The following is a 23,744-nucleotide window of genomic DNA, read 5'->3' as shown; positions in this document are numbered from 1 at the left end:
GGTGATTCCTTGGGCTTGGGGTCTCAGGCATGACCGCCCGCAGCCGACAGCAGCAGTGGGTCGATGCCAATCGCCCTGAGCGCACCCGTCCATTTGTGTTCATGCGCCCGACCGAACAGCAGTTGCGGCGTGGCCTCACCGGTCAACCAGGCGTTCTGCGTGATTTCGGATTCCAGCTGCCCCGGCGACCAACCCGCGTAACCCAGCGCCATCAGACAAGAGGTCGGACCCTGACCCTGGGCAAGTGCTTCCAGCACGTCGCGGGTGCCTGTCATGCAGACGTCATCGGTCACTGGCACCGTGTTGTCACCGCTGCGGTATGCCCCGTCATGCAGGACGAATCCGCGCTGTTTTTCCACCGGCCCGCCGAAATGCACCGCCATGTCCCGCGCATCGGCGCTTGTTGGAATCGACATCTGTTCCAGCAGGGCCTTGAGGCGCAGTTGCGGAATGGGCTTGTTCACGATCAACCCCATGGCCCCCTCGTCAGAGTGGTCGCAGATATAGATCACGGACCCCGAAAACCGGGGGTCACCCATGTCGGGCATCGCGATCAGCAACTTGCCGCACAGATTGTCAAAGACGTCCATTGGCCGATGATGCGCCCCCGCCCGCAACTGTGCAAGACGGTCACGGTTGAGAGAGGTCTTCTTTCATGCCTTTTCCATGACACATGGTCCGGGGCATTGATGTGGCATGAAAACATTGTCCGCCCTCGCGCTGTCCGCCTGCCTGTCCGCATTGTCCGCACAGGCGCAACCCGTCGATGTCGAACTGTCGGTCCTGCCGGGCCACGCCACCGCACAGGGTACCCGCATGACGGCCCTGCGCGTGAAGCTGCCTGCGGGATGGAAAACCTATTGGCGGGCACCCGGCGACGCGGGCATTCCGCCGCTTTTGTCGCTCGAAGGCACAGCGGATGCGCAACTGCACTGGCCGACGCCGATCGTGTTTCACCAGAACGGGATGCGGTCGGTCGGTTATTCAGAAAACCTCGTCCTACCGATCGAAGTGCCTGCCGGAACCGACCATCTGACCGGATCGCTGGATATCGGCGTATGTCTCGATATCTGCGTGCCGATCAGCCTGCGTTTTGATGCACCACTTGGCCCTGCCGGTGCGCCGACACCCGCGATCATCGCGGCCCTGCTGGACCAGCCGCAACCCGGTGGCCACGCCACCTGCCGACTGACCCAGGCCGACGACGGGCTGATCCTGACCGCGACATTGCATCTGCCGCCCACCGGCACCCAAGAGGCCGTCGTGATCGAAACGGCCGATCCACAGGTCTGGGTGTCGGAACCACAAGTGATGCGTGCAGGCGACAGTCTGACGGCAACGGCACGGCTGGTGCGCGACGGTCAGGCCTTTGCACTGGATCGCAGCAAACTGCGGTTCACCGTTCTGGGGTCGGACCGTGCCGTTGACGTGACAGGTTGCACGGCAGGCTAGACCCTGCGCCGCAGCCCCGCGGCAATCAGCCCGACCGCATAGACCGCCAGCAGTGCGACAGCCAGCAGCACGAGGTATGCGCCCAGCGCCGCACCAAGGTTGCCCAAGGCAGGCAGAAATGCCGTCACCGCGGCCCATCCCTGACCAAACAGCAGCAACGGGGCGACCAATGCCGCAAACAGCCCCAGCGCCGGCAGTGCGCCCAGCCCCACGGGCAACCACATCGCCATACGCCGCCCGCGCAACGCACGGCGTGCGGCCATGATCTGTCGGTTGAAATCGGCCTGCATCGCCATCAGCGACGGCACCACGATCAGCACCAGCACCATGCCGAACCCCAGACCATAGACCAGCGTGACCACGGTGGGTTTCAGGAATTCGGCCTGAACCGATCCCTCGTACAGCAGCGGCGACAGACCCAGCACCGTCGTCAGGGTGGTCAGCAATACGGGACGCAGCCGGTTGACCGTACCATCGATGATCGCAGGCACCAGCCCGCGGTCCTGTGCGTATTCGTCAATCGTCGTCACCAGCACGATGGAATCGTTGATGATGATGCCCACCATCCCGATCATCCCGATCACGGTGAACAGGCTCATCGGGATGCCCCAGGCATTGTGCCCGTAGATCGTCCCGATCAGACCGAATGGAATGATCGCCATCACGACCAGCGGCCGCGTCCAGCTACCGAAAATCCACGCAAGGCTCAGGAAAATCCCGGCCAGCACGAGGATCAGCGCGTTGCGCGCATCATTGAGGAAATCCGCCTCTTGCTGGGACAGGCCCGACAACTGCGTTTCGATGCCGAAACGTTCCTCGATATCGGGCAGGATCGTGTCGTTGATGATCTGGTTGATCTCGGCCGCGCGGTCGGGGTTGTCGTCAGACAGGTCGCCGACGACAGACAACAGCGGGATGCCGTTTTCGCGCTGTACGGTCGAAAATCCCGTGCGACTGGTCACGCTGACCACATCCGCCAGCGGCACGTAGTCGCCGGTGTCGGTCCGCACCAGCGTCCGTTCCAGGAAATCGGCCTCCAACTCACCCTCTGGCAGTTCCACGCGAATGGTGGCTGACCGGGTTCCGTCGGGAAAGCTGGCCGCCTCGATCCCGCCCAGCCGGTCGCGCAGCGTGCGACCAAGGGCGTCGATGTTCAGACCCAGCGCCTGCCCCTGCGCGGTCAGTTCCAGCGACAGTTCTTCCTTGTCATAAGGCAACGTATCCTCAAGCCCGCTGATTTCGGCGAATTGCGCCAGTTCCGATTTCAGCGCCTCTGCCGCCTGTTTCAGCGTGATCGCATCGGCACCGAACATCTGCACATCCAGACTGTCACCGCCCGGCCCCCCGCCCCAGCGGCGGAAACTGACGGTTTCGGCCAGCGGATGCTGCACGACCTCATCCTGCAGGCGCGTCACGAAATCCGAAGAGCTGTAGGGCCGCAGGTCCGCGTCAATCAGGGTGACGCTGACCGCACCCAGCTGATCGGGGTCCTTTTCGTCGGCCCCCGAAATGCCTCGGCCGGCGTTGCCACCGATTTCGGACACCACATAGGTCGTGGCATAGACGCCGGTTTCTTGTTCGAACGCCTGCGAGGTCGCATCCACGGCGCGCTGCATCTCGCGCATCATTTCCAGCGTGTCGGACCGGGTCGCACCGGGCAACATCGCAAAATTGCCCGTCACCTCACCCTGTTCGGGCGACGAAAAGAACTGCCAGCGCACATCGCCCTGAATGAACAGGGTCACCTGCGTCGCAAGGATCAGGACGACCCCGGCGAACACGGGATAACGCGCCCGGATCACCAGCGCCATGAACGGCCGGAACAGACGCTCGCTGAACCAACGGAATCCGCGGTTCACGAAACGCGACGGCGCATCATACCAGGCCTGGCCGTTGTTCGGGCCGATCGAATGGCTCAGGTGATGCGGCAGGATCAGAAAACATTCGACCAAGGACGCCAGCAGAACCACGATCACCGTGAACGGAATATCCGCGATCAGGTCACCGAAACGCCCCCCGACCACAACAAGCCCGAAAAACGCAATCACCGTCGTCAGGGTGGCGGAAAACACCGGGCTGAACATGCGCCGGGCGGCGTTTTCGGCCGCAACCTTGGGCGATTCTCCCAGCTCACGCGCGCGATAATCAGCGTGTTCACCCACCACGATGGCGTCGTCCACGACAATGCCCAGCGTCAGGATCAGCGCAAACAGGCTGATCATGTTGATGGTGACCCCGGTCAGATACATCAAACCGATGGCTGCCAGCATGGCCGCAGGAATGCCCATCGCCACCCAAAAGGCGGTGCGCGCATTCAAGAACAGGAACAAGAGGATAACGACCAGCGCCAGCCCCATCAGACCGTTTTCGAACAACAGGTTCAGACGTCCCGTGATCTGTTCGGCGCGGCCGTTCACCAGATCGATCGTTGTGCCCGCGGGCAAGGTCGCCGCCAGTTCCGCTGCAACCTCTTCGACACTTTCCTGCAATCCGATGGCGTCCCCGGCGGCGGAACGGACCACACTGATCAGCACCGCCGGGTTTTCACCGACGAAATAGGCGCGGCTGCGGTCGGCACCTTCGACCCTGACGGTCGCCACGTCGCCCACCGTCAGGGTCGATCCGTCAGGGTTCGACCGCAGCGCAATGTCCGAGATTTCATCGGCGGTCCGTTTTGCGACACCCGTGCGCACGCGGGCAGACCCCGACACATCGCCCGCGGGACTGCCGGTCGCCTCTTCGTTGATGCGTGCGGCGATGTCCGCCAGGCCGATGTCGTATTCGATCAGGCTGATCTGCGGCACCTCGACAATCGTCGAGGGTGCAGCGATCCCGCGCACGGTGGCCTGCGTCACGCCCTCTTCGAACAGGCGGATGACCATTTCATCGGCAAAACGCCCCAATTGATCGACGCTGACCGGCCCGGTGATGACAACGTCGGTCACGCGGTCCGACCAGCCGCCGCGGCGGATCTCGGGGTCGTCGGCATCCTCCGGCAGGTTGGTCGCCGAATCGATGGCCGCCTGCACATCCTCGGCCGCGCGGTCGATATCCGTGCCGGGCATGAATTCAAGTTCGATACGGGCGCGCCCCTCGCTGGAAGAGGATTCAGAGGCCTCGACCCCCTCGACCGCCAGCAACGCGGGGCCGAGCACTTGCACGATCCCCTCGTCCACGGCCTCGGCACCCGCACCGTCCCATGTCACCGTCACATCGATCCCGCCGGCCACGACATCGGGAAAATACTGGGCCCGCATGTTCGGCCAAGCCAGCAGGCCCGCCCCGATCATCACGAACAGCAGCAGGTTGGCGATGGTCCGATGCCGCACGAAATAGGACAGGATACCGCCTGCCCCGGCCGTCAGCCTGTCGCCCCCCGCAGCCATCAGCTGCCCATCCGGCGTTCAAGGTTGGCGACCGTTTCGGCGTCAACCTCTGGCGCGTCCAGCTGGGCCAGGATCCGTGTTTTCACCGCGTCGGGCATCTGGCTGGTTTCGACATAATCCTTGAGGCGCGCGCGACGGTCGTCATCCAGTGCGATCGGCGGATCGGCCTCGGGCATCGTGCCATCGGGCGACAACGGCCGCACACCGATCCCCGCCCCCAGCAAGGGCGAGCGTTCAGAGACGATCCGCGCACCGTCCAGCCCTGCGGCGGCAATGATCACATCATCCCCCTGACGACGCAGGATTTCGGTCTGTGCGCTGTCCAACCGGTCTTCGGCATTGACCACCAGAACGGTGCCGTCGGCGGCCACGGCCGTCGCCGGGACCAGCGCCACATCCGTCAGTTCCGGCTCGGTCACGGTGACGGTGACGAAATCGCCGGGACGAAACGCCCGGCCTGCGTCCAGTGCTGCAAACAGCAGACGGCCTGTCTGACCTTCGCCGACCGCGCCGCCAACACGGTCCACCTGTCCGCGTGCGGTGACGGGCATGCCCTGCGCATCCAGCGTCACCTGCACGGGCAAACCCGTCACGCGACCGGTTTCGTCCAGCAGGCGCGCGTATTGATCGGTCGACACGCGAAAGGACACATCCAGCAAATCAGGATCCAGCAACGTCGCCACCTGTTCGTTCGCCGTCGCCCGCGCGCCCGGCGTGATCGTCACATCCGCCAGAACACCAGCAAAGGGTGCAGTCACCGTCGTATCCACCAGCGTCCGTTCGGCCTCGGCAAGGTCGATCTCGGCCCGATCCAGCGCGGTCCGAGAGGCATCGATGCGCGCTTCGGCATTGGCCAGCGCCTGCCTGCGGGTCAAAACCGTGCTTTGTGCGCTGGATAATGCGAGGTCGCCCTCTTCGACAGCTTGCTGTGTGCCGATCCCCCGCGTGGCCAGATCGCGCGCGCGGTCCAGCGCCGTCTGGCGCAAAGCAGCCTGACGCTCGGCTGCGACCAATTCATCCTGTGCCAATGTCAGGCCCCGATCCGCGTCGCGCACCTCGGCCTCGGCGTCGCGCAATCCGGCGGCAACCCGGTCGCGGGCCGCCTGTGCCGTCGCCGGGTCGATCCGCAGCAAAACGTCGCCGGCGGCAACCCGGCCCCCATCGACCAGAGCATCGGAAACCTCCAGCACGGTTCCGCCGGCGGCGGCCCGCACCTGCAGGCTGCGCCGGCTGCGCAATTCGCCAAAGGTCCGCAGTTCCGGCGCGATGGTGCCTGCGGTCACCTGCGTGACGTTCACGGCAAAGACACGTTCGCGCTGAGGGAAACTGCGCGGCTCTTCGTTCATGCGTGCAACGATGGCGCCCCGCACCGTGTTGCCGGCCACCACGAGCAGGGCGAGGGTTGCCGCCAGCAGGAACAGACCCGTCAGACTCCGCCTCAGAAAACGCATGCACTATCCCTTTGCTTCAGTGTCCAAACTTAGACCAGTTTGGCCCCAAGGCCAGCGACATGACGTCACAAGGCCGTGCTGATCACTTGCGCCGTTGATGTTCGTCCAACCGAGGCATGATTTCCACGAAATTGCAGGGCCGGTGACGGTAATCCAGCTGTTTGCACAGAATTTCATCCCAGGCATCGCGGCACGCACCGGGCGAGCCGGGCAAGGCGAACAGATAGGTGCCCTGCGCCACGCCCCCAGTGGCGCGCGACTGCACGGCCGATGTTCCGATCTTGGCCATGCTGACATGGGTGAACACCGTGCCAAAGGCGTCGATTTCCTTTTCATAGACGTCGCGATGTGCCTCGACCGTGACATCGCGCCCGGTCAGTCCGGTCCCCCCGGTGGAAATGATGACATCAATACCCGCATCGGCGCACCAGTCGCGCAACTGATCTGCAATCGCGGCCCGGTCATCCCGCAGAATGGTTCGTGCAACCAACATGTGCCCCGCTTGGGTCAGTCTCTCCACCAATGTATCCCCGGACCGATCATCCTGCGGTCGGCGCGTGTCGCTGACGGTCAGCACGGCAATCCGAACGGGAATGAAATCGCGGGTTTCGTCGATGCGGCTCATGCAGGGTCCTTCAGTCTGGATTTCAGCGCAAGCAGATCGGCCCATGCCTCACGCTTGGCGATCGTGTTGCGCAACAGATAGGCGGGGTGGAACATGGGCAAGGCCGGACGACCCAGCACCTCGGCCCAGGCCCCACGCAAACGTGTGATCCCCTGCCGCCCCAGCAAGGCACCGCAGGGCGTATTGCCCATCAGCACAATCAGGTCAGGGTTCGCCAGCGCGATATGCCGTTCCAGGAACGGCACCATCATCGCGACATCTTCAGCCCCCGGCGTGGCATTGCCCGGCGGCCGCCACGGCAGCACGTTGGTGATATAGACAGCGCGGTCTGCATCCGTGGCCCCGCGATCCAGTCCAATCGCCGCCAGCATCCGGTCCAACAGCTGGCCCGCCTCACCGACAAAGGGCCGCCCCTCGCGGTCCTCGTGCCGTCCCGGTGCCTCGCCGACAATCATCACCCGTGCACCCGCATGTCCGTCCGCAAAGACAAAATTGCGCGCGCCCCGCTTCAGCTCGCACAACTCGAACGCCTGTTGCGCTGCGGCCAGTGCCGGCAGATCCGCCGCGGCCTCTGCCGCATCTCGCGCCAGCGCGACGGGGTCCAGATCCGCGACCCTTGCCACCGGTGGTGGCCCCTTGGGTGCCGGTGCGGGCTGGCGCTTGGGTGGTTTCACCTCCAGCGCATAGCGGTCGACCGGCACGTCGCCGACGGCATCCACAGCCCCCAGCTCGACCTGCCAATCCAGCAGCGCCAGATCCGACCAATATGTATCCACCGATTCCATCTGCGCGATCATAGGCCGCCTGCCGACGAATGGGCAGACCCCCAGCCGCGCAATCGCTGTTTTCGAAATATCCCGGGGGAGTCCGGCACGGACGGGGGCTGGCCCCCCTGCCCGGCCCGCACTATAACGCCGCCATCACACCCGGAGGATCCCGATGACATTCCGCGCCCGTCACCTGCTTGGCATCGAACACCTTCACCCGACCGAGATCACGACGCTACTCGACCTTGCCGACACCTACGCCGAGGCGAACCGCGCCGGCACCGCGCCGCGCGACAGACTGGCGGGTCTGACCCAGATCAACATGTTCTTTGAAAACTCGACCCGCACGCAGGCCAGTTTCGAGATGGCCGGGAAAAAGCTGGGCGCCGACGTGATGAACATGTCGATGCAGACCTCCAGCGTCAAAAAGGGTGAAACCCTGATCGACACGGCCCTGACCCTGAACGCCATGCATCCCGACCTGCTGGTGGTGCGCCACCCGTCTTCGGGGGCGGTGGACCTGCTGGCGCAAAAGGTGAACTGCGCCGTTCTGAACGCAGGTGACGGACGGCACGAACATCCCACCCAGGCGCTGCTGGACGCGTTGACGATCCGCAGGGCCAAGGGACGGCTGCACCGTTTGTCCATCGCGATTTGCGGCGATATCGCGCACAGCCGCGTCGCCCGGTCCAACATCATGCTGCTGGGCAAGATGGAAAACCGAATCCGCCTGATTGCCCCGCCCACGCTGATGCCCACGGGCATAGCTGATTTCGGGGCCGAGGTGTTCACCGACATGCGCAAGGGCCTGGAGGGGGTCGACGTGGTGATGATGCTCCGCCTGCAAAAGGAACGGATGGACGGTGGCTTTATTCCGTCCGAACGCGAATATTTCCACCGCTACGGGCTGGATGCGGAAAAACTGAGCCACGCCAAGCCCGATGCCATCGTCATGCACCCCGGCCCGATGAACCGTGGTGTGGAAATCGACGGCACGATTGCCGACGACATCAACCGCAGCGTGATCCAGACGCAGGTGGAAATGGGCGTCGCCGTGCGCATGGCCGCGATGGACCTGCTGGCGCAGAACCTGCGCGCCGCACGGGCTGCCTGACGCACAGGGCTGGCCACCGGGGGCCCAAGCGTCTAGCCTACCCCCATGAAACATGTGCCAAAACAAACCACCGATGATGCTTTGATCCAGGAATTCTTGAACAAGGGCGGCAAGGTCAGCAAGGGTAAAACCAAACCGCTGCCAGCCGAACTGGGCCTGAGCAACAACACCTGGAACAACAAACCCACGCGCGAGGAACGCGCGGCCCGCGACAAAAAATAATGTCGCGCCACGCCAAAGGCGGAACCGGGGCCGCCCCCTGCGGTTAGCCCTCGACCACCGCAACACGCAGGCAGCCATGACACTGACAATTCCCGACGACGACCACGGCCAGATTCGCATTTTCGCGGTCACTCCGCCTGCCGACCCCGCCCTGCTCGAGGCGGACCCCGCCGCCATTGCAAAGGCACTTGGAACGGATGCGCTGAACCTCGATTTCGTGGACGTCGTCGATACCCGCAACCTGGCCGGGCTGTCGCTGCTGGACTACCTGCATCAGGGCTATGACGTGCCGTCCGATCTGGCCGATGACGCGGCGCTGCGCGATATATCGGGTCCGGTCATTCTGGTGATGTCACGCGCATCATGGGGACAAAAGGTCACACTCGTTCCTGCACCCGGCGTCCGCCATGTCACGACCTTGGGTGAACCCGCGCGCTTGCGCCCGCCCGTATCGCCGATTGCCAGCGCCGGTGCCACGGGTGCGATCCCACCGGGCAAGGGTCCGCCGTCCAACGCCGCGATGTCAGGCCGTGTTGCGACGCTGGCGCTGCTGGTGCTGTTCGCGCTGGTGGCGGTGATGATCTGGGTCGCCAGCTGACGGACGGACCTATCTGCGGACACCAGCAAAGATTGACCCTATCCATCCCGGTCCCTAAACCTGCGGCGAACAGACAGGACCGGCCCGCATGACCCTGACCCATTTCACCAACGCAACGCTGATCGATCCTGTCGCCCTGACAGAGGAAACCGGCAGCCTGACAATTCGTGACGGGCTGATCATCGCCATCGACGGTGCCGCCCCCAAGGACGCGCAGGTCATCGACGCAGGCGGTGCCTGCCTTGCCCCCGGCATCATCGACATCGGGGTCAAGGTTTCGGAACCGGGCGAACGTCACAAGGAATCCTTTCGCTCTGCCGGACGGGCGGCTGCGGCTGGTGGTGTCACCACGATCGTCACCCGCCCCGACACCCTGCCCGCCATCGACACGCCGGAAACACTGGAATTCGTCGCACGTCGTGCTGCCGCTGACGCGCAGGTCCACGTCCTGCCCATGGCCGCCCTCACCAAGGGCCGCATGGGCCAGGAAATGACCGAAATCGGCCTGCTGCTGGACGGTGGTGCGGTCGCGTTTTCCGACTGCGACCGTGTCGTCACGAATACCAAGGTCTATGCCCGTGCCCTGACCTATGCGGCCAGCCTCGATGCGCTTGTCGTCGGTCACGTGCAGGATCCGGTGCTGTCGGACGGGGCCTCTGTTACCGCGGGCAAATTCGCCTCGCTGCGGGGATTGTCAGGCGTGTCGCCCATGGCCGAACGCATGGCGCTGGACCGCGATATCGCATTGCTGGAAATGACCGGCGCGAAATACCACGCCGACCAGATCACCACCGCCCGCGCCCTGCCCGCGCTGGAACGGGCCAAACGCAACGGTCTGGACATCACGGCAGGCGTCAGCATCCACCACCTGACGCTGAACGAACTCGACGTGGCCGACTATCGGACGTTCTTCAAACTCAAACCACCCCTACGGTCCGAGGACGATCGCCGCGCCGTGATCGCCGCAGTGGCCGAGGGGCTGATCGACATCATCAGTTCCATGCACACCCCGCAGGACGAGGAATCCAAACGCCTGCCGTTCGAGGACGCCGCATCCGGTGCCGTTGGTCTGGAAACCCTGCTGCCCGCAGCCCTACGCCTGGTGCACGAGGATCAGATCAGCCTGCCGCGCCTGTTCCGCGCCATGTCGTTGAACCCTGCGCGCCGTCTGGGACTGGCCGCAGGCCGTCTGCGCATCGGCGCACCCGCTGACCTGATCCTGTTCGACCCACATATGCCGTTCCAGCTGGACCGCAGCACGCTGCTGTCGAAATCGAAAAACACACCTTTTGACGGCGCGCGCCTGCAGGGCCGCGTGCTGGGCACATGGGTCGACGGCACCCGCATATTCGGAGGCATCGATGCCTGAATTCGTCAGCCCAACCGGCGTTCTGATCCTCTGGGCCGTGATCGGCTATCTGCTGGGGTCGATCCCCACTGGCGTGATCGCCGCCCGCCTGATGGGTCTGGGCAATCTGCGCGACATCGGGTCCGGCAATATCGGGGCCACCAACGTGTTGCGCACCGGCAATAAAAAGGCCGCCGCGATCACCCTGATCGGTGACGCACTCAAAGGCGTCGTCGCCGTGATTCTCGCGCGCGCGTTCGCAGGTCCCGACGCCGTGCAGCTGGCTGCGCTGATGGCCTTTGTCGGGCATTGCTATCCCGTCTGGCTGAGGTTCAAGGGCGGAAAGGGTGTGGCAACATTCCTCGGCCTGATCCTCATCCTTGCGCCCATCGCGGGTGTCATCGCCTGCGCCGTTTGGGCTGGCACCGCCAAATTGGCCAAGATTTCGTCCCTCGCAGCACTTGTGGCCGCTGCCGTCACGCCGCTGGTTTTGCTGGCTCTGGGTGCTGGACAGTTCCTTGTCCTCGCCTTTGTGCTCGCTGCACTGATTTTCTGGCGGCACCGCGCGAACATCGCGCGCCTGCGCGACGGTACCGAACCGCGCATCGGGTCAAAGGGCTAGATCGCGCCCAGCCCTGCCTGAATACCCTGCGCCACACGCGTGCCCCTATCGCCGCAAGACGACGCGCAACAGCATCAACGGCCAGCCAAAGAGGCTGCGCAACGGCAAAACCCGCAGCGCGATCGCCAGCGGCAACACCAGCGCAAGTCCGACCAACGCACCGCCCGCCGCCGCGATCCCGGCCCCCGGCGGCAAGCCGATGAACACCGGCCCCGCGAGGATGACCGGAAACGCCGCGCGTCTGATGAATGAGCCAAAGATCATGCACCGACCCTGACATAAAAAACGGCGCCGAACATCTGCCCGACGCCGCTGACTTTGGTTTTCAGACGTGCTGTGTCAGCCGCGCCATGCGCGAAATTGCGTCAATATGCGTAGGCGCTGTAAATCGGGTCCAGCTTTTCGTTCCACGGCCCGTGGTATTGCGCCAACAGTTCGTCAGCAGGAACCATGCCTGTTTCCACGCTGTCCTTGAGCGCGTTGAGGAAATGGGTCTCGTCCGGGATCAAGCCGCCGCTGCCGGGGCGCGCGCGTGCCTTCAGGCCCGCCTCTGCAATCGCCACACATTCGCGCGCAAGGCTGTGCATGTCGATCCCGTCGACTTTTGCCTGCAACCCGTCGACAGATGCGGCAACCCGCAGCGCCTCGCGCTGTTCAGCGGTCCAGTCCTTGCACAGGTCCCACGCGGCATCGAGTGCCGTCTGGTCATACATCAGGCCAACCCAAAACGCGGGCAGCGCACACAGGCGTCGCCAAGGGCCGCCGTCCGCACCGCGCATCTCGATGAATTGCTTGACCCGCGCCTCGGGGAACACAGTTGTCAAATGGTCTGCCCAGTCGGACAACAACGGCTTTTCCCCCGGCAACGCAGGCAGTTCGCCGCGCAGAAAATCGCGGAACGACTGGCCCAGCGCGTCGATATATTTGCCGTCGCGGTAGACGAAATACATCGGTACATCCAGCACCCACTGCACCCAGGCCTCGAACCCGAAACCGTCGTCAAAGATGAATGGCAGGGTGCCCGTGCGGCTGTCGTCCAGCCCACGCCAGACCCGGCTGCGCCAGGATTTGTGACCGTTCGGCTGCCCCTCGAAGAACGGCGAATTGGCAAACAGTGCCGTCGCAACCGGCTGAAGCGCCACAGCCGTGCGCATCTTTTGCACCATGTCGGCCTCGGTGCTGAAATCCAGGTTCACCTGCACAGTGCAGGTCCGCCGCATCATCTGTTTGCCGTGGGTGCCGACCTTGTCCATGTAGGCGTCCATCAGCTTGTAGCGGCCCTTGGGCATCAGCGGCATCTGGGCGTGCGTCCATTCCGGTGCCGCGCCAAGCCCGATGAATCCCGCTCCGATCTCGTCCGCGATTTCCTTGACCTGCGCAAGGTGGTCGTTCACCTCGTCACAGGTCTGGTGGATCGTCTCCAGCGGTGCGCCCGACAGTTCCAGCTGCCCGCCGGGTTCAAGCGAGATGTTCGCGCCATCCTTGGTCAGGCCGATGATGTGACCGCCCTCTTCGACACGGTCCCAGCCAAAGCGCCCCTCAAGGCCCTCCAGCATCGCCTTGATCCCGCAGTCCCCGTCGTAGGGCAGCGGCATATGCGTCGCCGTGTCATAGCCGAATTTCTCGTGCTCGGTCCCGATGCGCCAGGCGTCCTTGGGCTTGCAGCCCTTTTCCAGCATCTCGGCGAGTTGATTGTGGTTTTCGATGGGCCCGCTACCGGATTGAGGAATAGACATGTCGGGCGCCTTCGCTTGGAACAATTTGGTCACTAATTGGAGTGACCCACACCCTTCGTCAATGCAAGAGAGGACGGCGCGCCTGCCAAACGACAACACGCGCATCCGGTGTGCGTGCCAGCACATCCAGCATCGCCTGCGTTTTGATCCCCGGCAGGGCGGCAAAGACGTCGAACAACTGCTCTGACCCATCCGCATTCACGGGGATTTCAAGCCGCTGTCCACCTGCGCCCGTCAGGATCCAGTGCGGGGCCGGCAATGCCTGCGGCTCAAGTTCCAGCCGGATCAGGTCAGCCACATCCATGGCCCCACCGGTCAGTGGCCCCATGTAGACCAAACGCCCCTCGTCCAGTGCGACAATGCCGGGCCCCTGCCCGTCTTGACGAAACCGCGCACGCTGCACGCCCGCCACGGCCAGCGCCGCCCCGATCAGAACCAATGCCCAACCCAACCAGCGGACCACACCGAAACTCTGCGCCCACCACAGCCCCAAAAGAGAGAGCCCCAGTGCCAGAAACACTTCACGCCAGCGCCAGAGCGCAGCACGGGCCTGCGGCCTAATGAACTGTGCCATGGCCCGGCCCTCCACGTTGCGGCCCGTCAAACAAAAACAGGGTCCAATCCCCGACGACTGTAAATCCGATGCTCCGGTAGGCCCGCACGGCGGCAGGACCAGAGGCAAACAGCGTCGCCCGTCGCACGCCGCCGTCGCGCAGGCGGGCAAGGTCCATCGCCACGGCGCGCCGCGCATGGCCCCGGCCGCGCAGCGCTGGCGGCACGTAGACGCCACCGACCTGCACCATGTCCGCGACTTTGGCGTTTACGCCGGTCAACGCGACAGGTGAATCATCCACACACAGCACATGGTGCGACCGTGCCGCGATATACCTGTTGATGCTGATCTCGGCCTGTGCCTGCGCACGGACCGGGTCAACGTTCAGGGCCTCGACGGTGTAGGCCGCGATCCAACCCGTCAGTCGCGTCTGATCCACTTCCGCTAACGGCACAATCTGACCCGGCCCCGGCGGCACGACCAGCGACGCGAGATCCAGCAAGAACTGTGGCACATCCCGGTCAAGCGTCGCAGCAACGCCCGATAGACCTGCCGCCGCCAGCAGCGCGCGCGCCACCCGTCGTTCGCCGATCACACCGACCAGATCACGATCCACGATGGCTGCCGCCGCCGGATCGCCAAAGGGCAACACCATGCCTGACCGCGTCACACCGACCACGGATGCCCCGTCCCACCACAGCGACATCGCCAGATCATCCACCCCGTCCAGTCCGAACCGGGCGAGGTTGGACAACGGAAACATCGCCAGATGCGCGCGCGCAGCCATGACGCCAGTGATCGCCCCCACCGCATCGGGCGTCACGCGGCGCAAGGTGCCACCTCGCCATTCTTCTGGTCAAAAATATCCCCGGGGGAGGTGCACCGCACCGGGGGCAGCGCCCCCACCCGAATTTTCGTGAAAATTCGGACACCCCTCATGTCCAGTCGCCCAGCGTAGATTGCCACAGCGTCAGGGCCGCGACTGCCGCGGTATCGGCCCGCAGGATGCGCGGGCCGAGGCTTATGGCATGGGCCTGTGACATCGCCCGCAGCAGGTCCCGTTCACGCGCGGAAAAACCACCCTCAGGTCCGATAAAGATCGCCCAGGCCCCAGCGGTCAGCGACGTCAGGTCCAGCGCCTCACCGACGAGCTCTTCGTCACAGAACAAAATCTGCCTGTCATCCCAGCCGCCCAGAAGCGTGTCCAGTTTCACCTGATCATCGACGGGCGGCACAAACAGACCGCCGCATTGCTCTGCGGCCTCGACCGCATGGGACTGCAATTTGTCCGCGCGCATGCGTTCGTTCGTGAAATCGGTCTGTACCGGCACCAGCCGCGCCACCCCCAGTTCGACCGCTTTCTCGACCATGAAATCGGTGCGCGCCTTCTTGATCGGGGCGAAAACCAGCCACAGGTCCGGCGGCAGTCGCATCGCCTGTGTCTGCTCCAGACAGGTCAGCACGCCGCCGCGCTTGTTGCCCTGGGACACCTGCGCATCCCATTCCCCGTCGCGCCCGTTGATCAGGCTCAGCACGGCACCCGGCTCCAATCGCATGACCGCGAACAGGTAATTGGCCTGCGCGCGGTCCAGCGGGACCGGTTGCCCTTTGGACAGGGGGTGATCTACATACAGTCGAACTTTGGACGCCATAGGTGGATACATATGACCCAGCCGTCGACAACGCCAGAGGCTGAAGCCGTCGCCGATTCTGCTGGCAACTGGGTCGATACCCGCGCACCACAGGCGTGGCGTCCCTACCTGCGGCTGTCCCGTTTCGACCGGCCCATCGGGACATGGCTGCTGCTGTTGCCCTGCTGGTGGGCCATTCTTCTCGCCAGCCTCTACACTGACAGTTTCACGCGGTTCGATGTCTGGCTGTTCACCGCCAGCGCCATCGGTGCGGCGCTGATGCGCGGTGCGGGCTGCACCTGGAACGACATCACCGACCGCCATATCGACGGCAGCGTGGCGCGCACGCGGTCACGGCCGATCCCGTCGGGGCAGGTATCGGTCAAGGGCGCGCTGGCCTGGATGATCGCACAGGCCCTGGTGTCATTCGCCATCCTGCTGACGTTTCCACCGATCGCCATTCTCGTGGGGCTGGCGTCATTGGTGCCGGTCGCCATCTACCCCTTTGCCAAGCGTTTCACCTGGTGGCCGCAGGTGTTTCTGGGCCTTGCGTTCAACTGGGGCGCGCTGCTGCTTTGGACGGCGCATGCGGGCGCACTGCATTGGCCGGCCGTGGTGCTCTATGTCGCGGGGATCGCATGGACCCTGTTCTACGACACGATCTATGCCCACCAGGACGCCGAGGACGACGCCCTGATCGGGGTGAAATCCACCGCCCGCCTGTTCGGCGACCGCACCCCCGCGTGGTTACGCGGTTTTCTGGTCGCAACCGTGATCGGCGTGCTGTTCGCAACCCTGGGCGCTGTGGCGCAGCAATCGTTCCTCGTTCTGGTCGTGGCCATCGGCGGCCCCTGGGCCATGGGCTGGCATCTGGCCTGGCAACTGGCCCGGTTCGATGCGTCAGATGACGCGGGCCTGCTGCGTCTGTTCCGATCGAACCGGGACGCTGGCCTGCTGCCCTTGCCGTTTTTCGCCGTCGCCCTGCTGCTTTGATTGCGCCCATGACAGTCAGCGCCTAAACCCGTCGATACGACAACAGACAGGATTCTGGCCACATGCGGCTATCCCACATCTTTCTGCGCGCCGGTGTCTTCGTTCTTGCCGCGGGGGTCTGCGTTCTGGCAGCCCGCGCCACGGTCGCCGTGGTCGAGGACGTCTCGGTGATGTCGGTCCAAGAAAATCTGGTCGACGCGGAAATGCCCTGGGCGTCGGTCATCGGTGACGGACTTCAGGTCATCATCGAGGGCAACGCCCCGTCAGAGGCAGCACGGTTTCGCGCAATGTCATCCGCCGGACGTGTCGTGGATGCCAGCCGTGTCATCGACAACATGACGGTGACCGATTCCGACGCGATGGCCGCACCAGACTTTGCGGTGGAAATCCTGCGCAACGATCAGGGCGTGTCGCTGATCGGCCTGATCCCCACAGCCTCGGACCGCGAGGCCCTGACCGCACGGATCGAACGGATCGCCGATGGCGCGGATGTCACCGATTTTCTGGAAACGGCAAATTATCCGGTCCCGCCCGAGTGGCGTGCCGCGATGAACTATGCCCTGCTGGCCCTGGACCTGCTGCCGCGTTCAAAAATCTCGGTCACTGCGGAACGAGTCGAGATCAAGGCCATCGCCGACAGCGCGACCGAAAAGGCGCGACTGGAATCCGCACTGGCGCGAAATGCGCCGCAGACTGTCGCCCGTACCGTGACCATCACTGCACCGCGCCCGGTCATTTCACCCTATACCGTGCGGTTCACCAAGGATGCGGACGGCACCCGATTTGATGCCTGTGCTGCCGACAGCGTCGAATCCGAGGACCGGATCATCGCTGCGGCCAGCGCCTTGGGCTTTGACGCCAACTCGCCTTGCGTGCAGGCACTGGGCGCGCCGACCTCGCAATGGGGCGATGCGGTGGTCACGGCCATTGCCGCACTGACCGATCTTGACGGCGGCACCGTCACCCTGTCCGACACGGCCGTCACGCTGCAAGGGCTCGAGACCACGGACCAGGCCGCATTTGAACGCGCTGCAGGAGAGCTGGAAAACGCCCTGCCCGACGTGTTCGAGCTGACCACCGATTTGCCACGCCCGGCCGAGGTCACCGTCGAAGGTCCGCCGACATTCAGCGCGACACGCAGCCCGGAGGGTGCCGTGCAACTGCGTGGCCGGATCGAGAACGATCTGGCGAACGTGACCGCTGAAAACTACGCCGCTGCCAAATTCGGTGCCGCGAATGTCACGATGGGCACCCGCATCACCGAAGGTTTGCCAGCGGATTGGTCCGTGCGCGTTCTGGCAGGTCTGGAATCTCTGGCACAGCTGACCAATGGCGCGGTGACCGTCACGCCCGAAACAGTGCGTGTGTCGGGCAACACCGGCAACGCAAACGCGGCTGCAACCATCACGACGCTGCTGATCGACAAACTGGGCCCCACCGCAGAGGCCGATCTGGACATCACCTACGTCGAGGCGCTGGACCCCGTTGCGGGCCTGCCCACGCCGGACGAATGCATCGCCCAGATCGCCGTGGTGACCGAGAACCGCAAGATCCTGTTCGACCCCGGTTCCGCATCGCTGACCGGGCCATCGCAGGACATCATGGATGACATCGCCGAAATCCTGCAAAACTGTCTGGATATCGAATTGCGGATCACAGGCTATACCGACAGCCAGGGCGGCGAAGAGATGAACCAGCAGTTGTCACAACAGCGCGCCGAGGCCGTGTTGGACGCACTGCGGCTGCGGCGCGTGCCGATCGGATCTTTCGTCGCCGAGGGTCTTGGCGAAGCCAACCCGATTGCCGATAACGACACCGCCGATGGCCGCGAGGCGAATCGACGGATCGAATTTTCGCTGATCCAACCCGAATCCACCGTCGAAGAACCCTCGACGCTCGAACAGATGGAACAGGACGCCGACGCCACCGACGCCGACCAGTAATCGCAGGAAGCCCACTTGAACCGCATTGAATTCATCGTCGCAACCGCCATCATTCTGTTCATCGCATTTGCGCTTGGGTGGTTTGCCAACTGGCTGGTCACCCGTGCCACCCGCGTGACCAAGGCCGAAATCGGTGAACTGGACCGCATGGCCCAGGCCCTGCACGAGGCCGAGGAAACCCGCGATCAGGCGATCACCTACCTGCAACAGCGCGAAGCTGAAATCACCAACCAGCTGTCCCAGACCGAGGCCGAACTGCGCGCCGCCATGGACGGCCTGCGCGACGCCCGCCGCGAGGCCGAAGAACTGCGCAGCCAGCTGCGCGGCTAGGCGCAGCCCCCGCAACCACACCCGGCTTTGCGTCATTTGGGCCGATGCAGCGGTGCTGACTGCGGCCAGGTGCCGCAGCATTGCAAAACCCCTGAAAAACAAGCGCTTTGACTGCCTGAATTTATGCGTTTCAAATGAAACCCTGCGGCCTGTTTTCCCGTGTGTCCAAGCGACCAGAACGTGGTCGACAACAACAGGGAGAATGACATGAACCTCAAACCACTTCTGATCGGTGCAATGATTGCCGGATTGCCTGCCGCCGTTACGGCACAGGACGTAACGGGGGCCTATTTCGGCATCGCCGCCGGTGGGTCCGACATCGACGTCAATTCAGGCGCTCTTGATGGAGACGGCCCCTCTGTGGGTATCTACGCAGGCTATAACTTTGCCGCGAACGGGGTCATCTACGGCGGTGAATTCGACTTTGATTCCAACCAGTACGAAGTCCCCGCAGCCGGTGCGACCGTCGACTACGCGACCCGCCTCAAGGCACGTGTCGGTGTGCCCGTGGGACCGGGTGTCGCCTATGGTGTCGGCGGTTTCATCCTCGCCACATCCGATCAGCTCGATGATGGCCGTGGTTACCTCTACGGTGTGGCCTACGACATGCCCTTTGGCGATTCCTACCATGTGGGTGCTGAAATCCTGCAGCATGAATTCGACGATGACGTCCTCGAAGTAGGTGTGACCACTTTCAAGGTCCGCGTCGGCTTCAACTTCTGATTGACGCCTGCCGGGAACGAGACGTTCCGGCAGACCCCTGCTCGACAAAAGACCGCGGCCCCTCGGGGCTGCGGTCATCATTTCATCGGGGCTCACCCGGCACGGTCACCGTGCCGGGCTATTTGTGTCGTCAGCCGACCAGCGCGCCGTCATCACGCTTGACCACAACGATGGCAGACCGGGGCAGCGATCCTTCGCCGTCCGGGAAATTGCCGCCCGGATGCTGGACACCGACGAACATCGACCGCTTGTCTGCCGACCATGTCAGGCCCGTGACCTCGGACCCCTTGGGGCCGGTCAGGAACCGGCGGATCTCGCCCGTCACCGGATCACCCACCAGCATCTGGTTGTTACCCATGCCGGCAAAGTCGCCCTCGTTGTCGTCGTCGCCGTCGGTCTGGATCCACATCATGCCCGTCGTGTCGAACATCATCCCGTCGGGCGAATTGAACATGTTCCCGGCGTTGATGTTGGCCGTTCCGGCATAGGGGCCTTCGGTGTGAACCGACGGGTTGCCCGCCATCACGTACAGATCCCAGTCAAAGGTGGATGCGGCATGGTCGTCGCCATGCGGACGCCAGCGCACGATCTGACCATAGTTGTTGACCTCGCGCGGGTTGGGCGCGTTCACGGTCATCGGTTCCCCGGCGGCATTGATGTGGATCGCACCCGCGTCGTCGGTGGCACCGCGGCGCGAATTGTTGGTCAGGCAGCAATAGCCTTCGATCGCGGTGGGGTTGACGGCGATCCACTCGGGCCGGTCCATCGTGGTGGCACTGACCGCAGTGCCCGCCATACGGGTAAAAATTGCGATCTTGGCCTCGGACATGCCGGTGTCCTCTGTCGTCAGCGCCAGCCAGATACCGGTGCCGTCGTTATTGAACTTGGCCACATGCAGCTGACCCTCGCTCAGCAGGGTCGAGGTATCGCCACCGGGAACATAGACGTCGCGGCTGACCCATTTGTACATGTATTCGCCACGCTCGTCGTCACCCATGTACACGACGACCCGACCATCGGGTGCCAGCGCATAGGCGGCGTTTTCGTGTTTGAAACGGCCCAGTGCGGTATGTTTCACCGGCGTCGCATTTGGGTTCCAGGGGTCGATTTCCACGACATAGCCCGCGCGATGCGGCTCGTTCGGATTCTGCGACAGATCGAAACGCGCGTCGAAACCGTGATAGTTGTAGCGACCGGGATCGACCTCGGTCGACACGCCGTAGCGTTCGAACCCGTTGGCATGGACCTCGTCCAGCGACAGCTCTGCGGTGGTGCCAAAGTAGCCGTTGAAGTTTTCTTCGCAGGTCAGATAGGTGCCCCAGGGGGTGCGACCCGAACCACAGTTGTTGAACGTGCCCAGCGATTGCGTGCCGGTCGGATCGGCCGCCGTCTTGAGCAGGTCATGACCTGCGGCGGGTCCGTCGATCGCCATCGGGGTGCGGTGGTGGATGCGGCGGTTGTAGGGGCTGTCGACCACGACCTGCCAGCCGTCATCGCCTTCGGTCACTTCCATCACGGTCACGCCCTGGAAATTCTGAAGTCGGATCACGTCATCGGCAGAGGCAGGCTGACCCTCTTGTTCGGCAGGCAGGTTGATGCCGCCGTTCACATATTCGGAATTCACGACCAGCAGTTCGGTGCCACCCTTGTGGAACAACTCCATGCCGTCGGTATTTTCGCCGAACACGCGGTCAGACCCTTCGGTTGGAATACCGGTTGCGGGGTCGAATGCGGGCGCGTCGCTGAACAGGGCATCACCCCAGCGCACCAGAACGTCCCATGTGTAGCCGGCGGGCACATGCACCGTGCCATCGGTCTGCGGGGCCAGCTGATCAAAGGCAAAGCGCGACGCCTGCTGCGCCATCGCAGAAGTGCCGTTCAGTAGCCCGGTGCCCATCACGGCTGCACCGGATCCGAACGCCAGCACGCCACCCAGAAAACCGCGACGTGAAATTGCACGTTCGACCACGCGGTCAAAATCCTGAACTTCGTCGCGCGGAAATTTCAGCTCGTCTTCGTCGTCGAATGACAGCTCGTCGTAATTGATCTGATCCATGTCCCGTCCTGTCTTTGCTGAAAACCATCTCCCTCGCCTGAACGCGAGGTGTGATTCTGACGCTAGGGAATGCACGTAACAGATGAATGTCATGGCACGGGTGAGTGCCACGGATGCGACCAGTGCCTGCGATACCGCAACGTTATCGCCCATTGGTGGAACATTCGCCAATGGCTGCGCATTGGGACAGTGAATGCCGCGGCAACCGTCCGCGGCTTTGTGCATTTGTTTCCTAGAAAGGATACTCCATGAAAATTCTGATGGTTCTGACCTCGCACGATCAACTGGGCGACACCGGCAAGAAAACCGGCTTCTGGCTCGAGGAATTTGCAGCACCCTACTACGTGTTCAAGGACGCCGGTGCCGACATCACGCTGGCATCGCCCAAGGGTGGCCAGCCGCCGCTGGACCCCGGTTCGGATACCGAGGATGCGCAGACCCCCGCGACCGACCGGTTCAAAAAGGACGACGACGCGCAAAAGGTTCTGGCCAACACGCATGTGCTGTCCACGATCGACGCCAGCGGATACGACGCCGTCTTCTACCCGGGCGGCCACGGGCCGTTGTGGGATCTGAGCCAGGATGCCGACAGCATCAAGCTGATCGAAACCGTTGTTGCGTCAGACCGCCCGCTGGGTGCCGTCTGCCACGCCCCCGCCGTGTTCCAGAACACCAAGGGCGCCGACGGCAAGCCGCTGGTCTCGGGTCGCAAGGTGACGGGTTTCACCAACACCGAAGAAGAGGCCGTGGGCCTGACCGATGTGGTGCCGTTTCTGGTCGAGGACATGCTCAAGGCGAACGGCGGTCACTATGAAAAGGCTGACGATTGGGCGTCCTTTGTTGTGACCGACGGCAAACTGGTCACGGGTCAGAACCCGGCTTCGTCTGAAGAAGCCGCCAAGGAACTGCTCAAACTGGTCTGAATGAAAAAGCCGGGGCGCATTCGCGCCCTGGCTCTCGGATATGCGGCTGGCGGCCTGCGGGCCGCCAGCCGTTTCATGGATCAGAACGTATAGGTGACGGACGCCTGCACCCGGTCCACATCATAGGACTGGCCACCAAAGGTCTCGCGCGAGCCGTAGAAATACTCGATCCCGACGCTGGTATTTTCCACGATGTCATAGTTCGCATTCACGTGGATCGTTTCCAGCTTTTCGGTGCTGTCAGCCGTCGCACCCGTATCGTTTTCACGCACACCATACATCGCCCGCAGCGTCAGCTTGTCTCCGACGGCCTGCGTGAGTGAAATGTAGGCGGCCTGCATTTCGATGGCATCACCGTTGGAATCCAGATCCTCGCCCAGGAAAACCATATAAGAATTGATACCCTCGCCGATGGTATAGGCGGCATCAATCGTCGTGTTCCCAAAGGTCGCCGTCCCGGACAGGTTGACGCCGTAGGTATCGACCTCGCCGCCCGCGCCGTCATTGATTTCGCCGGTCAGGACAGAGGCACGCAACAGCAGCGGGTCCGTGTCATAGGCCAGTGCCGCGATGAATACCGGGCTGTCGCTGTCACCGTTCGATTCTTCGATCGCGGCCTCTGCCACGAAATTTCCACCAAACTCCGCCGTATAGCGCAACTGGGTCTGACGGGCGAAGGGGATCGCGGCGAGGCCCTGGAAGTCCAGTGTCGCCGGATAGGACGAGAGCGGCATGAAGGTCGTCCAGTACTTGCCGACCCGAATACCGCCCAGCGTTGCTGTCGCATGGCGCAAACGAAAGGTTTCACCCTCGCCGTAGAAATCACCTTCGACCTGTGTGCCCAGCTCGCCCATCGGGGTCTGGGTCGTGGTGCGGAAACCCAACCGGGTCTGACGTGCCGTCGCGTTAAAGAAATCGCCTTCTTCGCTGGCCGCGCCGATGGCGTTCAGCCCAAAGGTGGTGTTCCCCAACTCGTACCCAAAATCATAGATGAAGTCGGCCTTGATGTAGCCATAGAGGTCAAGTTCCATCCCGCTTCCGAAACTCAGGGGGGCCGTACGCGGTGCTGCCTCCAGTTCGGCGACTCGTGCCTCGAGTGCGGCAACGCGGTCAGTATGGGCCTCTGCGTGGGCGGCGGTCGCACCGACCGACGCAAGTGCAATGATCAGTCTGGTCTTCATAGCCGTCGTCTCCATCTCTTATTTGCAATTTTGGGTGTGCAGTAACACCTAGACCACGATCATGTGAGGTCGAGGAACCAAGATCTAAGA

Annotated in this window: 23 protein-coding genes; 11 read left to right on the top strand and 12 right to left on the bottom strand. The window is 63.5% G+C overall.

What is annotated here, in order from left to right; all coding sequences use genetic code 11:
* Window positions 1-23: 23 nt before the first annotated feature.
* A complete protein-coding gene (locus BMX27_RS11150) occupies window positions 24-590 on the bottom strand; it encodes a YqgE/AlgH family protein (protein ID WP_090159897.1) in 567 nt (188 codons plus the stop codon).
* A 106-nt stretch (window positions 591-696) separates the two neighbouring features.
* Between BMX27_RS11150 and BMX27_RS11145 the strand changes: the two genes are divergently transcribed.
* Window positions 697-1,452: a protein-disulfide reductase DsbD domain-containing protein gene (locus tag BMX27_RS11145; RefSeq protein ID WP_090159896.1), complete on the top strand. Its 756-nt coding sequence runs from the start codon at window positions 697-699 to the stop codon at window positions 1,450-1,452.
* On the opposite strand, the gene BMX27_RS11140 is transcribed toward BMX27_RS11145, so the two are convergent.
* The 4 genes from BMX27_RS11140 to BMX27_RS11125 form a co-directional block, all read right to left on the bottom strand.
* On the bottom strand, window positions 1,449-4,838 hold the full coding sequence (locus BMX27_RS11140; protein ID WP_090159895.1) for an efflux RND transporter permease subunit: 3,390 nt from the start codon (window positions 4,836-4,838) through the stop codon (window positions 1,449-1,451). The two genes, BMX27_RS11145 and BMX27_RS11140, sit on opposite strands and share 4 nt — an antisense overlap.
* Window positions 4,838-6,289, bottom strand: a complete 1,452-nt coding sequence (locus BMX27_RS11135) for an efflux RND transporter periplasmic adaptor subunit (RefSeq protein WP_090159894.1) — start codon at window positions 6,287-6,289, stop codon at window positions 4,838-4,840. Before BMX27_RS11135 ends, BMX27_RS11140 begins: the two co-directional genes overlap by 1 nt.
* A gap of 82 nt (window positions 6,290-6,371) precedes the next feature.
* Window positions 6,372-6,914 carry a molybdenum cofactor biosynthesis protein B gene (gene moaB, locus BMX27_RS11130; RefSeq protein WP_090159893.1) on the bottom strand — a complete coding sequence of 181 codons (543 nt, stop codon included), beginning with the start codon at window positions 6,912-6,914 and terminating at the stop codon, window positions 6,372-6,374.
* Window positions 6,911-7,699 (bottom strand): uracil-DNA glycosylase, encoded by a 789-nt coding sequence (locus BMX27_RS11125; RefSeq protein WP_090160017.1) that lies wholly within the window; start codon window positions 7,697-7,699, stop codon window positions 6,911-6,913. Before BMX27_RS11125 ends, moaB begins: the two co-directional genes overlap by 4 nt.
* A gap of 154 nt (window positions 7,700-7,853) precedes the next feature.
* Here BMX27_RS11125 and BMX27_RS11120 point away from each other — a divergent pair, with 154 nt between their 5' ends.
* The 5 genes from BMX27_RS11120 to plsY all read left to right on the top strand — a co-directional run bounded on the left by BMX27_RS11120 (window position 7,854) and on the right by plsY (window position 11,585).
* Complete coding sequence (locus BMX27_RS11120; protein WP_090159892.1) at window positions 7,854-8,795, top strand: aspartate carbamoyltransferase catalytic subunit; 942 nt, start codon at window positions 7,854-7,856, stop codon at window positions 8,793-8,795.
* Window positions 8,796-8,849: 54 nt separating this feature from the next.
* Complete coding sequence (locus tag BMX27_RS16870) at window positions 8,850-9,017, top strand: hypothetical protein (protein WP_177172698.1); 168 nt, start codon at window positions 8,850-8,852, stop codon at window positions 9,015-9,017.
* Between the two features lie 76 nt (window positions 9,018-9,093).
* Entirely contained in the window at window positions 9,094-9,615 is a 522-nt protein-coding gene (locus tag BMX27_RS11115; RefSeq protein ID WP_090159891.1) for a hypothetical protein, read from the top strand.
* A gap of 88 nt (window positions 9,616-9,703) precedes the next feature.
* Window positions 9,704-10,984, top strand: a complete 1,281-nt coding sequence (pyrC, locus tag BMX27_RS11110) for a dihydroorotase (RefSeq protein ID WP_090159890.1) — start codon at window positions 9,704-9,706, stop codon at window positions 10,982-10,984.
* Window positions 10,977-11,585, top strand: coding sequence for a glycerol-3-phosphate 1-O-acyltransferase PlsY (gene plsY / locus BMX27_RS11105; protein WP_090159889.1), 609 nt, complete (start codon window positions 10,977-10,979; stop codon window positions 11,583-11,585). The genes pyrC and plsY overlap by 8 nt, the downstream gene beginning before the upstream one ends.
* Before the next feature lie 45 nt (window positions 11,586-11,630).
* Here plsY and BMX27_RS11100 read toward each other — a convergent pair whose 3' ends face one another.
* The 5 genes from BMX27_RS11100 to BMX27_RS11080 form a co-directional block, all read right to left on the bottom strand.
* Window positions 11,631-11,849 carry a hypothetical protein gene (locus BMX27_RS11100; protein ID WP_056035223.1) on the bottom strand — a complete coding sequence of 73 codons (219 nt, stop codon included), beginning with the start codon at window positions 11,847-11,849 and terminating at the stop codon, window positions 11,631-11,633.
* A gap of 101 nt (window positions 11,850-11,950) precedes the next feature.
* Window positions 11,951-13,321, bottom strand: coding sequence for a glutamate--cysteine ligase (locus BMX27_RS11095; RefSeq protein ID WP_090159888.1), 1,371 nt, complete (start codon window positions 13,319-13,321; stop codon window positions 11,951-11,953).
* Between the two features lie 58 nt (window positions 13,322-13,379).
* Complete coding sequence (locus tag BMX27_RS11090) at window positions 13,380-13,895, bottom strand: hypothetical protein (RefSeq protein WP_090159887.1); 516 nt, start codon at window positions 13,893-13,895, stop codon at window positions 13,380-13,382.
* Window positions 13,879-14,697 (bottom strand): GNAT family N-acetyltransferase, encoded by an 819-nt coding sequence (locus tag BMX27_RS11085; RefSeq protein WP_256212486.1) that lies wholly within the window; start codon window positions 14,695-14,697, stop codon window positions 13,879-13,881. Before BMX27_RS11085 ends, BMX27_RS11090 begins: the two co-directional genes overlap by 17 nt.
* Window positions 14,698-14,809: 112 nt before the next feature.
* Window positions 14,810-15,526, bottom strand: coding sequence for a 16S rRNA (uracil(1498)-N(3))-methyltransferase (locus BMX27_RS11080; RefSeq protein WP_090159885.1), 717 nt, complete (start codon window positions 15,524-15,526; stop codon window positions 14,810-14,812).
* A gap of 12 nt (window positions 15,527-15,538) precedes the next feature.
* On the opposite strand from BMX27_RS11080, the gene ubiA reads away from it, so the two are divergent.
* The 4 genes from ubiA to BMX27_RS11060 all read left to right on the top strand — a co-directional run bounded on the left by ubiA (window position 15,539) and on the right by BMX27_RS11060 (window position 19,494).
* Entirely contained in the window at window positions 15,539-16,498 is a 960-nt protein-coding gene (ubiA, locus tag BMX27_RS11075; RefSeq protein WP_090159884.1) for a 4-hydroxybenzoate octaprenyltransferase, read from the top strand.
* Window positions 16,499-16,560: 62 nt separating this feature from the next.
* Window positions 16,561-18,441 (top strand): OmpA family protein, encoded by a 1,881-nt coding sequence (locus BMX27_RS11070; protein WP_090159883.1) that lies wholly within the window; start codon window positions 16,561-16,563, stop codon window positions 18,439-18,441.
* A gap of 15 nt (window positions 18,442-18,456) precedes the next feature.
* A complete protein-coding gene (locus tag BMX27_RS11065) occupies window positions 18,457-18,771 on the top strand; it encodes a hypothetical protein (protein WP_056035239.1) in 315 nt (104 codons plus the stop codon).
* Window positions 18,772-18,978: 207 nt separating this feature from the next.
* Window positions 18,979-19,494 (top strand): outer membrane beta-barrel protein, encoded by a 516-nt coding sequence (locus tag BMX27_RS11060; RefSeq protein ID WP_090159882.1) that lies wholly within the window; start codon window positions 18,979-18,981, stop codon window positions 19,492-19,494.
* Window positions 19,495-19,624: 130 nt separating this feature from the next.
* On the opposite strand, the gene BMX27_RS11055 is transcribed toward BMX27_RS11060, so the two are convergent.
* Entirely contained in the window at window positions 19,625-21,550 is a 1,926-nt protein-coding gene (locus BMX27_RS11055) for a PhoX family protein (protein WP_090159881.1), read from the bottom strand.
* A 248-nt stretch (window positions 21,551-21,798) separates the two neighbouring features.
* Here BMX27_RS11055 and BMX27_RS11050 point away from each other — a divergent pair, with 248 nt between their 5' ends.
* Window positions 21,799-22,473, top strand: a complete 675-nt coding sequence (locus BMX27_RS11050; protein WP_090159880.1) for a type 1 glutamine amidotransferase domain-containing protein — start codon at window positions 21,799-21,801, stop codon at window positions 22,471-22,473.
* 80 nt (window positions 22,474-22,553) lie between these two features.
* Here the strand turns inward: BMX27_RS11050 and BMX27_RS11045 are convergent, their stop codons facing one another.
* Window positions 22,554-23,654, bottom strand: a complete 1,101-nt coding sequence (locus BMX27_RS11045; protein WP_090159879.1) for a DcaP family trimeric outer membrane transporter — start codon at window positions 23,652-23,654, stop codon at window positions 22,554-22,556.
* Between the last annotated feature and the right edge of the window lie 90 nt (window positions 23,655-23,744).

Origin of the sequence: Loktanella sp. DSM 29012 (genome assembly GCF_900110705.1) — a bacterium.
GTDB classification, from domain to species: domain Bacteria; phylum Pseudomonadota; class Alphaproteobacteria; order Rhodobacterales; family Rhodobacteraceae; genus Loktanella; species Loktanella gaetbuli.
Note: the sequence above shows the minus strand (reverse complement) of the source record. Positions and strands in the feature narration are given on the sequence as shown.

Coding starts and splice junctions, on each gene's coding strand:
- BMX27_RS11070 (WP_090159883.1), top strand. CDS start 16,561: ATGCGGCTATCCCACATCTTTCTGCGCGCCGGTGTCTTCGTTCTTGCC.
- moaB (WP_090159893.1), bottom strand. CDS start 6,914: ATGAGCCGCATCGACGAAACCCGCGATTTCATTCCCGTTCGGATTGCC.
- BMX27_RS11115 (WP_090159891.1), top strand. CDS start 9,094: ATGACACTGACAATTCCCGACGACGACCACGGCCAGATTCGCATTTTC.
- ubiA (WP_090159884.1), top strand. CDS start 15,539: ATGACCCAGCCGTCGACAACGCCAGAGGCTGAAGCCGTCGCCGATTCT.
- BMX27_RS11125 (WP_090160017.1), bottom strand. CDS start 7,699: ATGGAATCGGTGGATACATATTGGTCGGATCTGGCGCTGCTGGATTGG.
- BMX27_RS11100 (WP_056035223.1), bottom strand. CDS start 11,849: ATGATCTTTGGCTCATTCATCAGACGCGCGGCGTTTCCGGTCATCCTC.
- BMX27_RS11050 (WP_090159880.1), top strand. CDS start 21,799: ATGAAAATTCTGATGGTTCTGACCTCGCACGATCAACTGGGCGACACC.
- BMX27_RS11120 (WP_090159892.1), top strand. CDS start 7,854: ATGACATTCCGCGCCCGTCACCTGCTTGGCATCGAACACCTTCACCCG.
- BMX27_RS11080 (WP_090159885.1), bottom strand. CDS start 15,526: ATGGCGTCCAAAGTTCGACTGTATGTAGATCACCCCCTGTCCAAAGGG.
- BMX27_RS11055 (WP_090159881.1), bottom strand. CDS start 21,550: ATGGATCAGATCAATTACGACGAGCTGTCATTCGACGACGAAGACGAG.
- BMX27_RS11150 (WP_090159897.1), bottom strand. CDS start 590: ATGGACGTCTTTGACAATCTGTGCGGCAAGTTGCTGATCGCGATGCCC.
- pyrC (WP_090159890.1), top strand. CDS start 9,704: ATGACCCTGACCCATTTCACCAACGCAACGCTGATCGATCCTGTCGCC.
- BMX27_RS11060 (WP_090159882.1), top strand. CDS start 18,979: ATGAACCTCAAACCACTTCTGATCGGTGCAATGATTGCCGGATTGCCT.
- BMX27_RS11095 (WP_090159888.1), bottom strand. CDS start 13,321: ATGTCTATTCCTCAATCCGGTAGCGGGCCCATCGAAAACCACAATCAA.
- BMX27_RS11140 (WP_090159895.1), bottom strand. CDS start 4,838: ATGGCTGCGGGGGGCGACAGGCTGACGGCCGGGGCAGGCGGTATCCTG.
- BMX27_RS11090 (WP_090159887.1), bottom strand. CDS start 13,895: ATGGCACAGTTCATTAGGCCGCAGGCCCGTGCTGCGCTCTGGCGCTGG.
- BMX27_RS11045 (WP_090159879.1), bottom strand. CDS start 23,654: ATGAAGACCAGACTGATCATTGCACTTGCGTCGGTCGGTGCGACCGCC.
- BMX27_RS11135 (WP_090159894.1), bottom strand. CDS start 6,289: ATGCGTTTTCTGAGGCGGAGTCTGACGGGTCTGTTCCTGCTGGCGGCA.
- plsY (WP_090159889.1), top strand. CDS start 10,977: ATGCCTGAATTCGTCAGCCCAACCGGCGTTCTGATCCTCTGGGCCGTG.
- BMX27_RS11145 (WP_090159896.1), top strand. CDS start 697: ATGAAAACATTGTCCGCCCTCGCGCTGTCCGCCTGCCTGTCCGCATTG.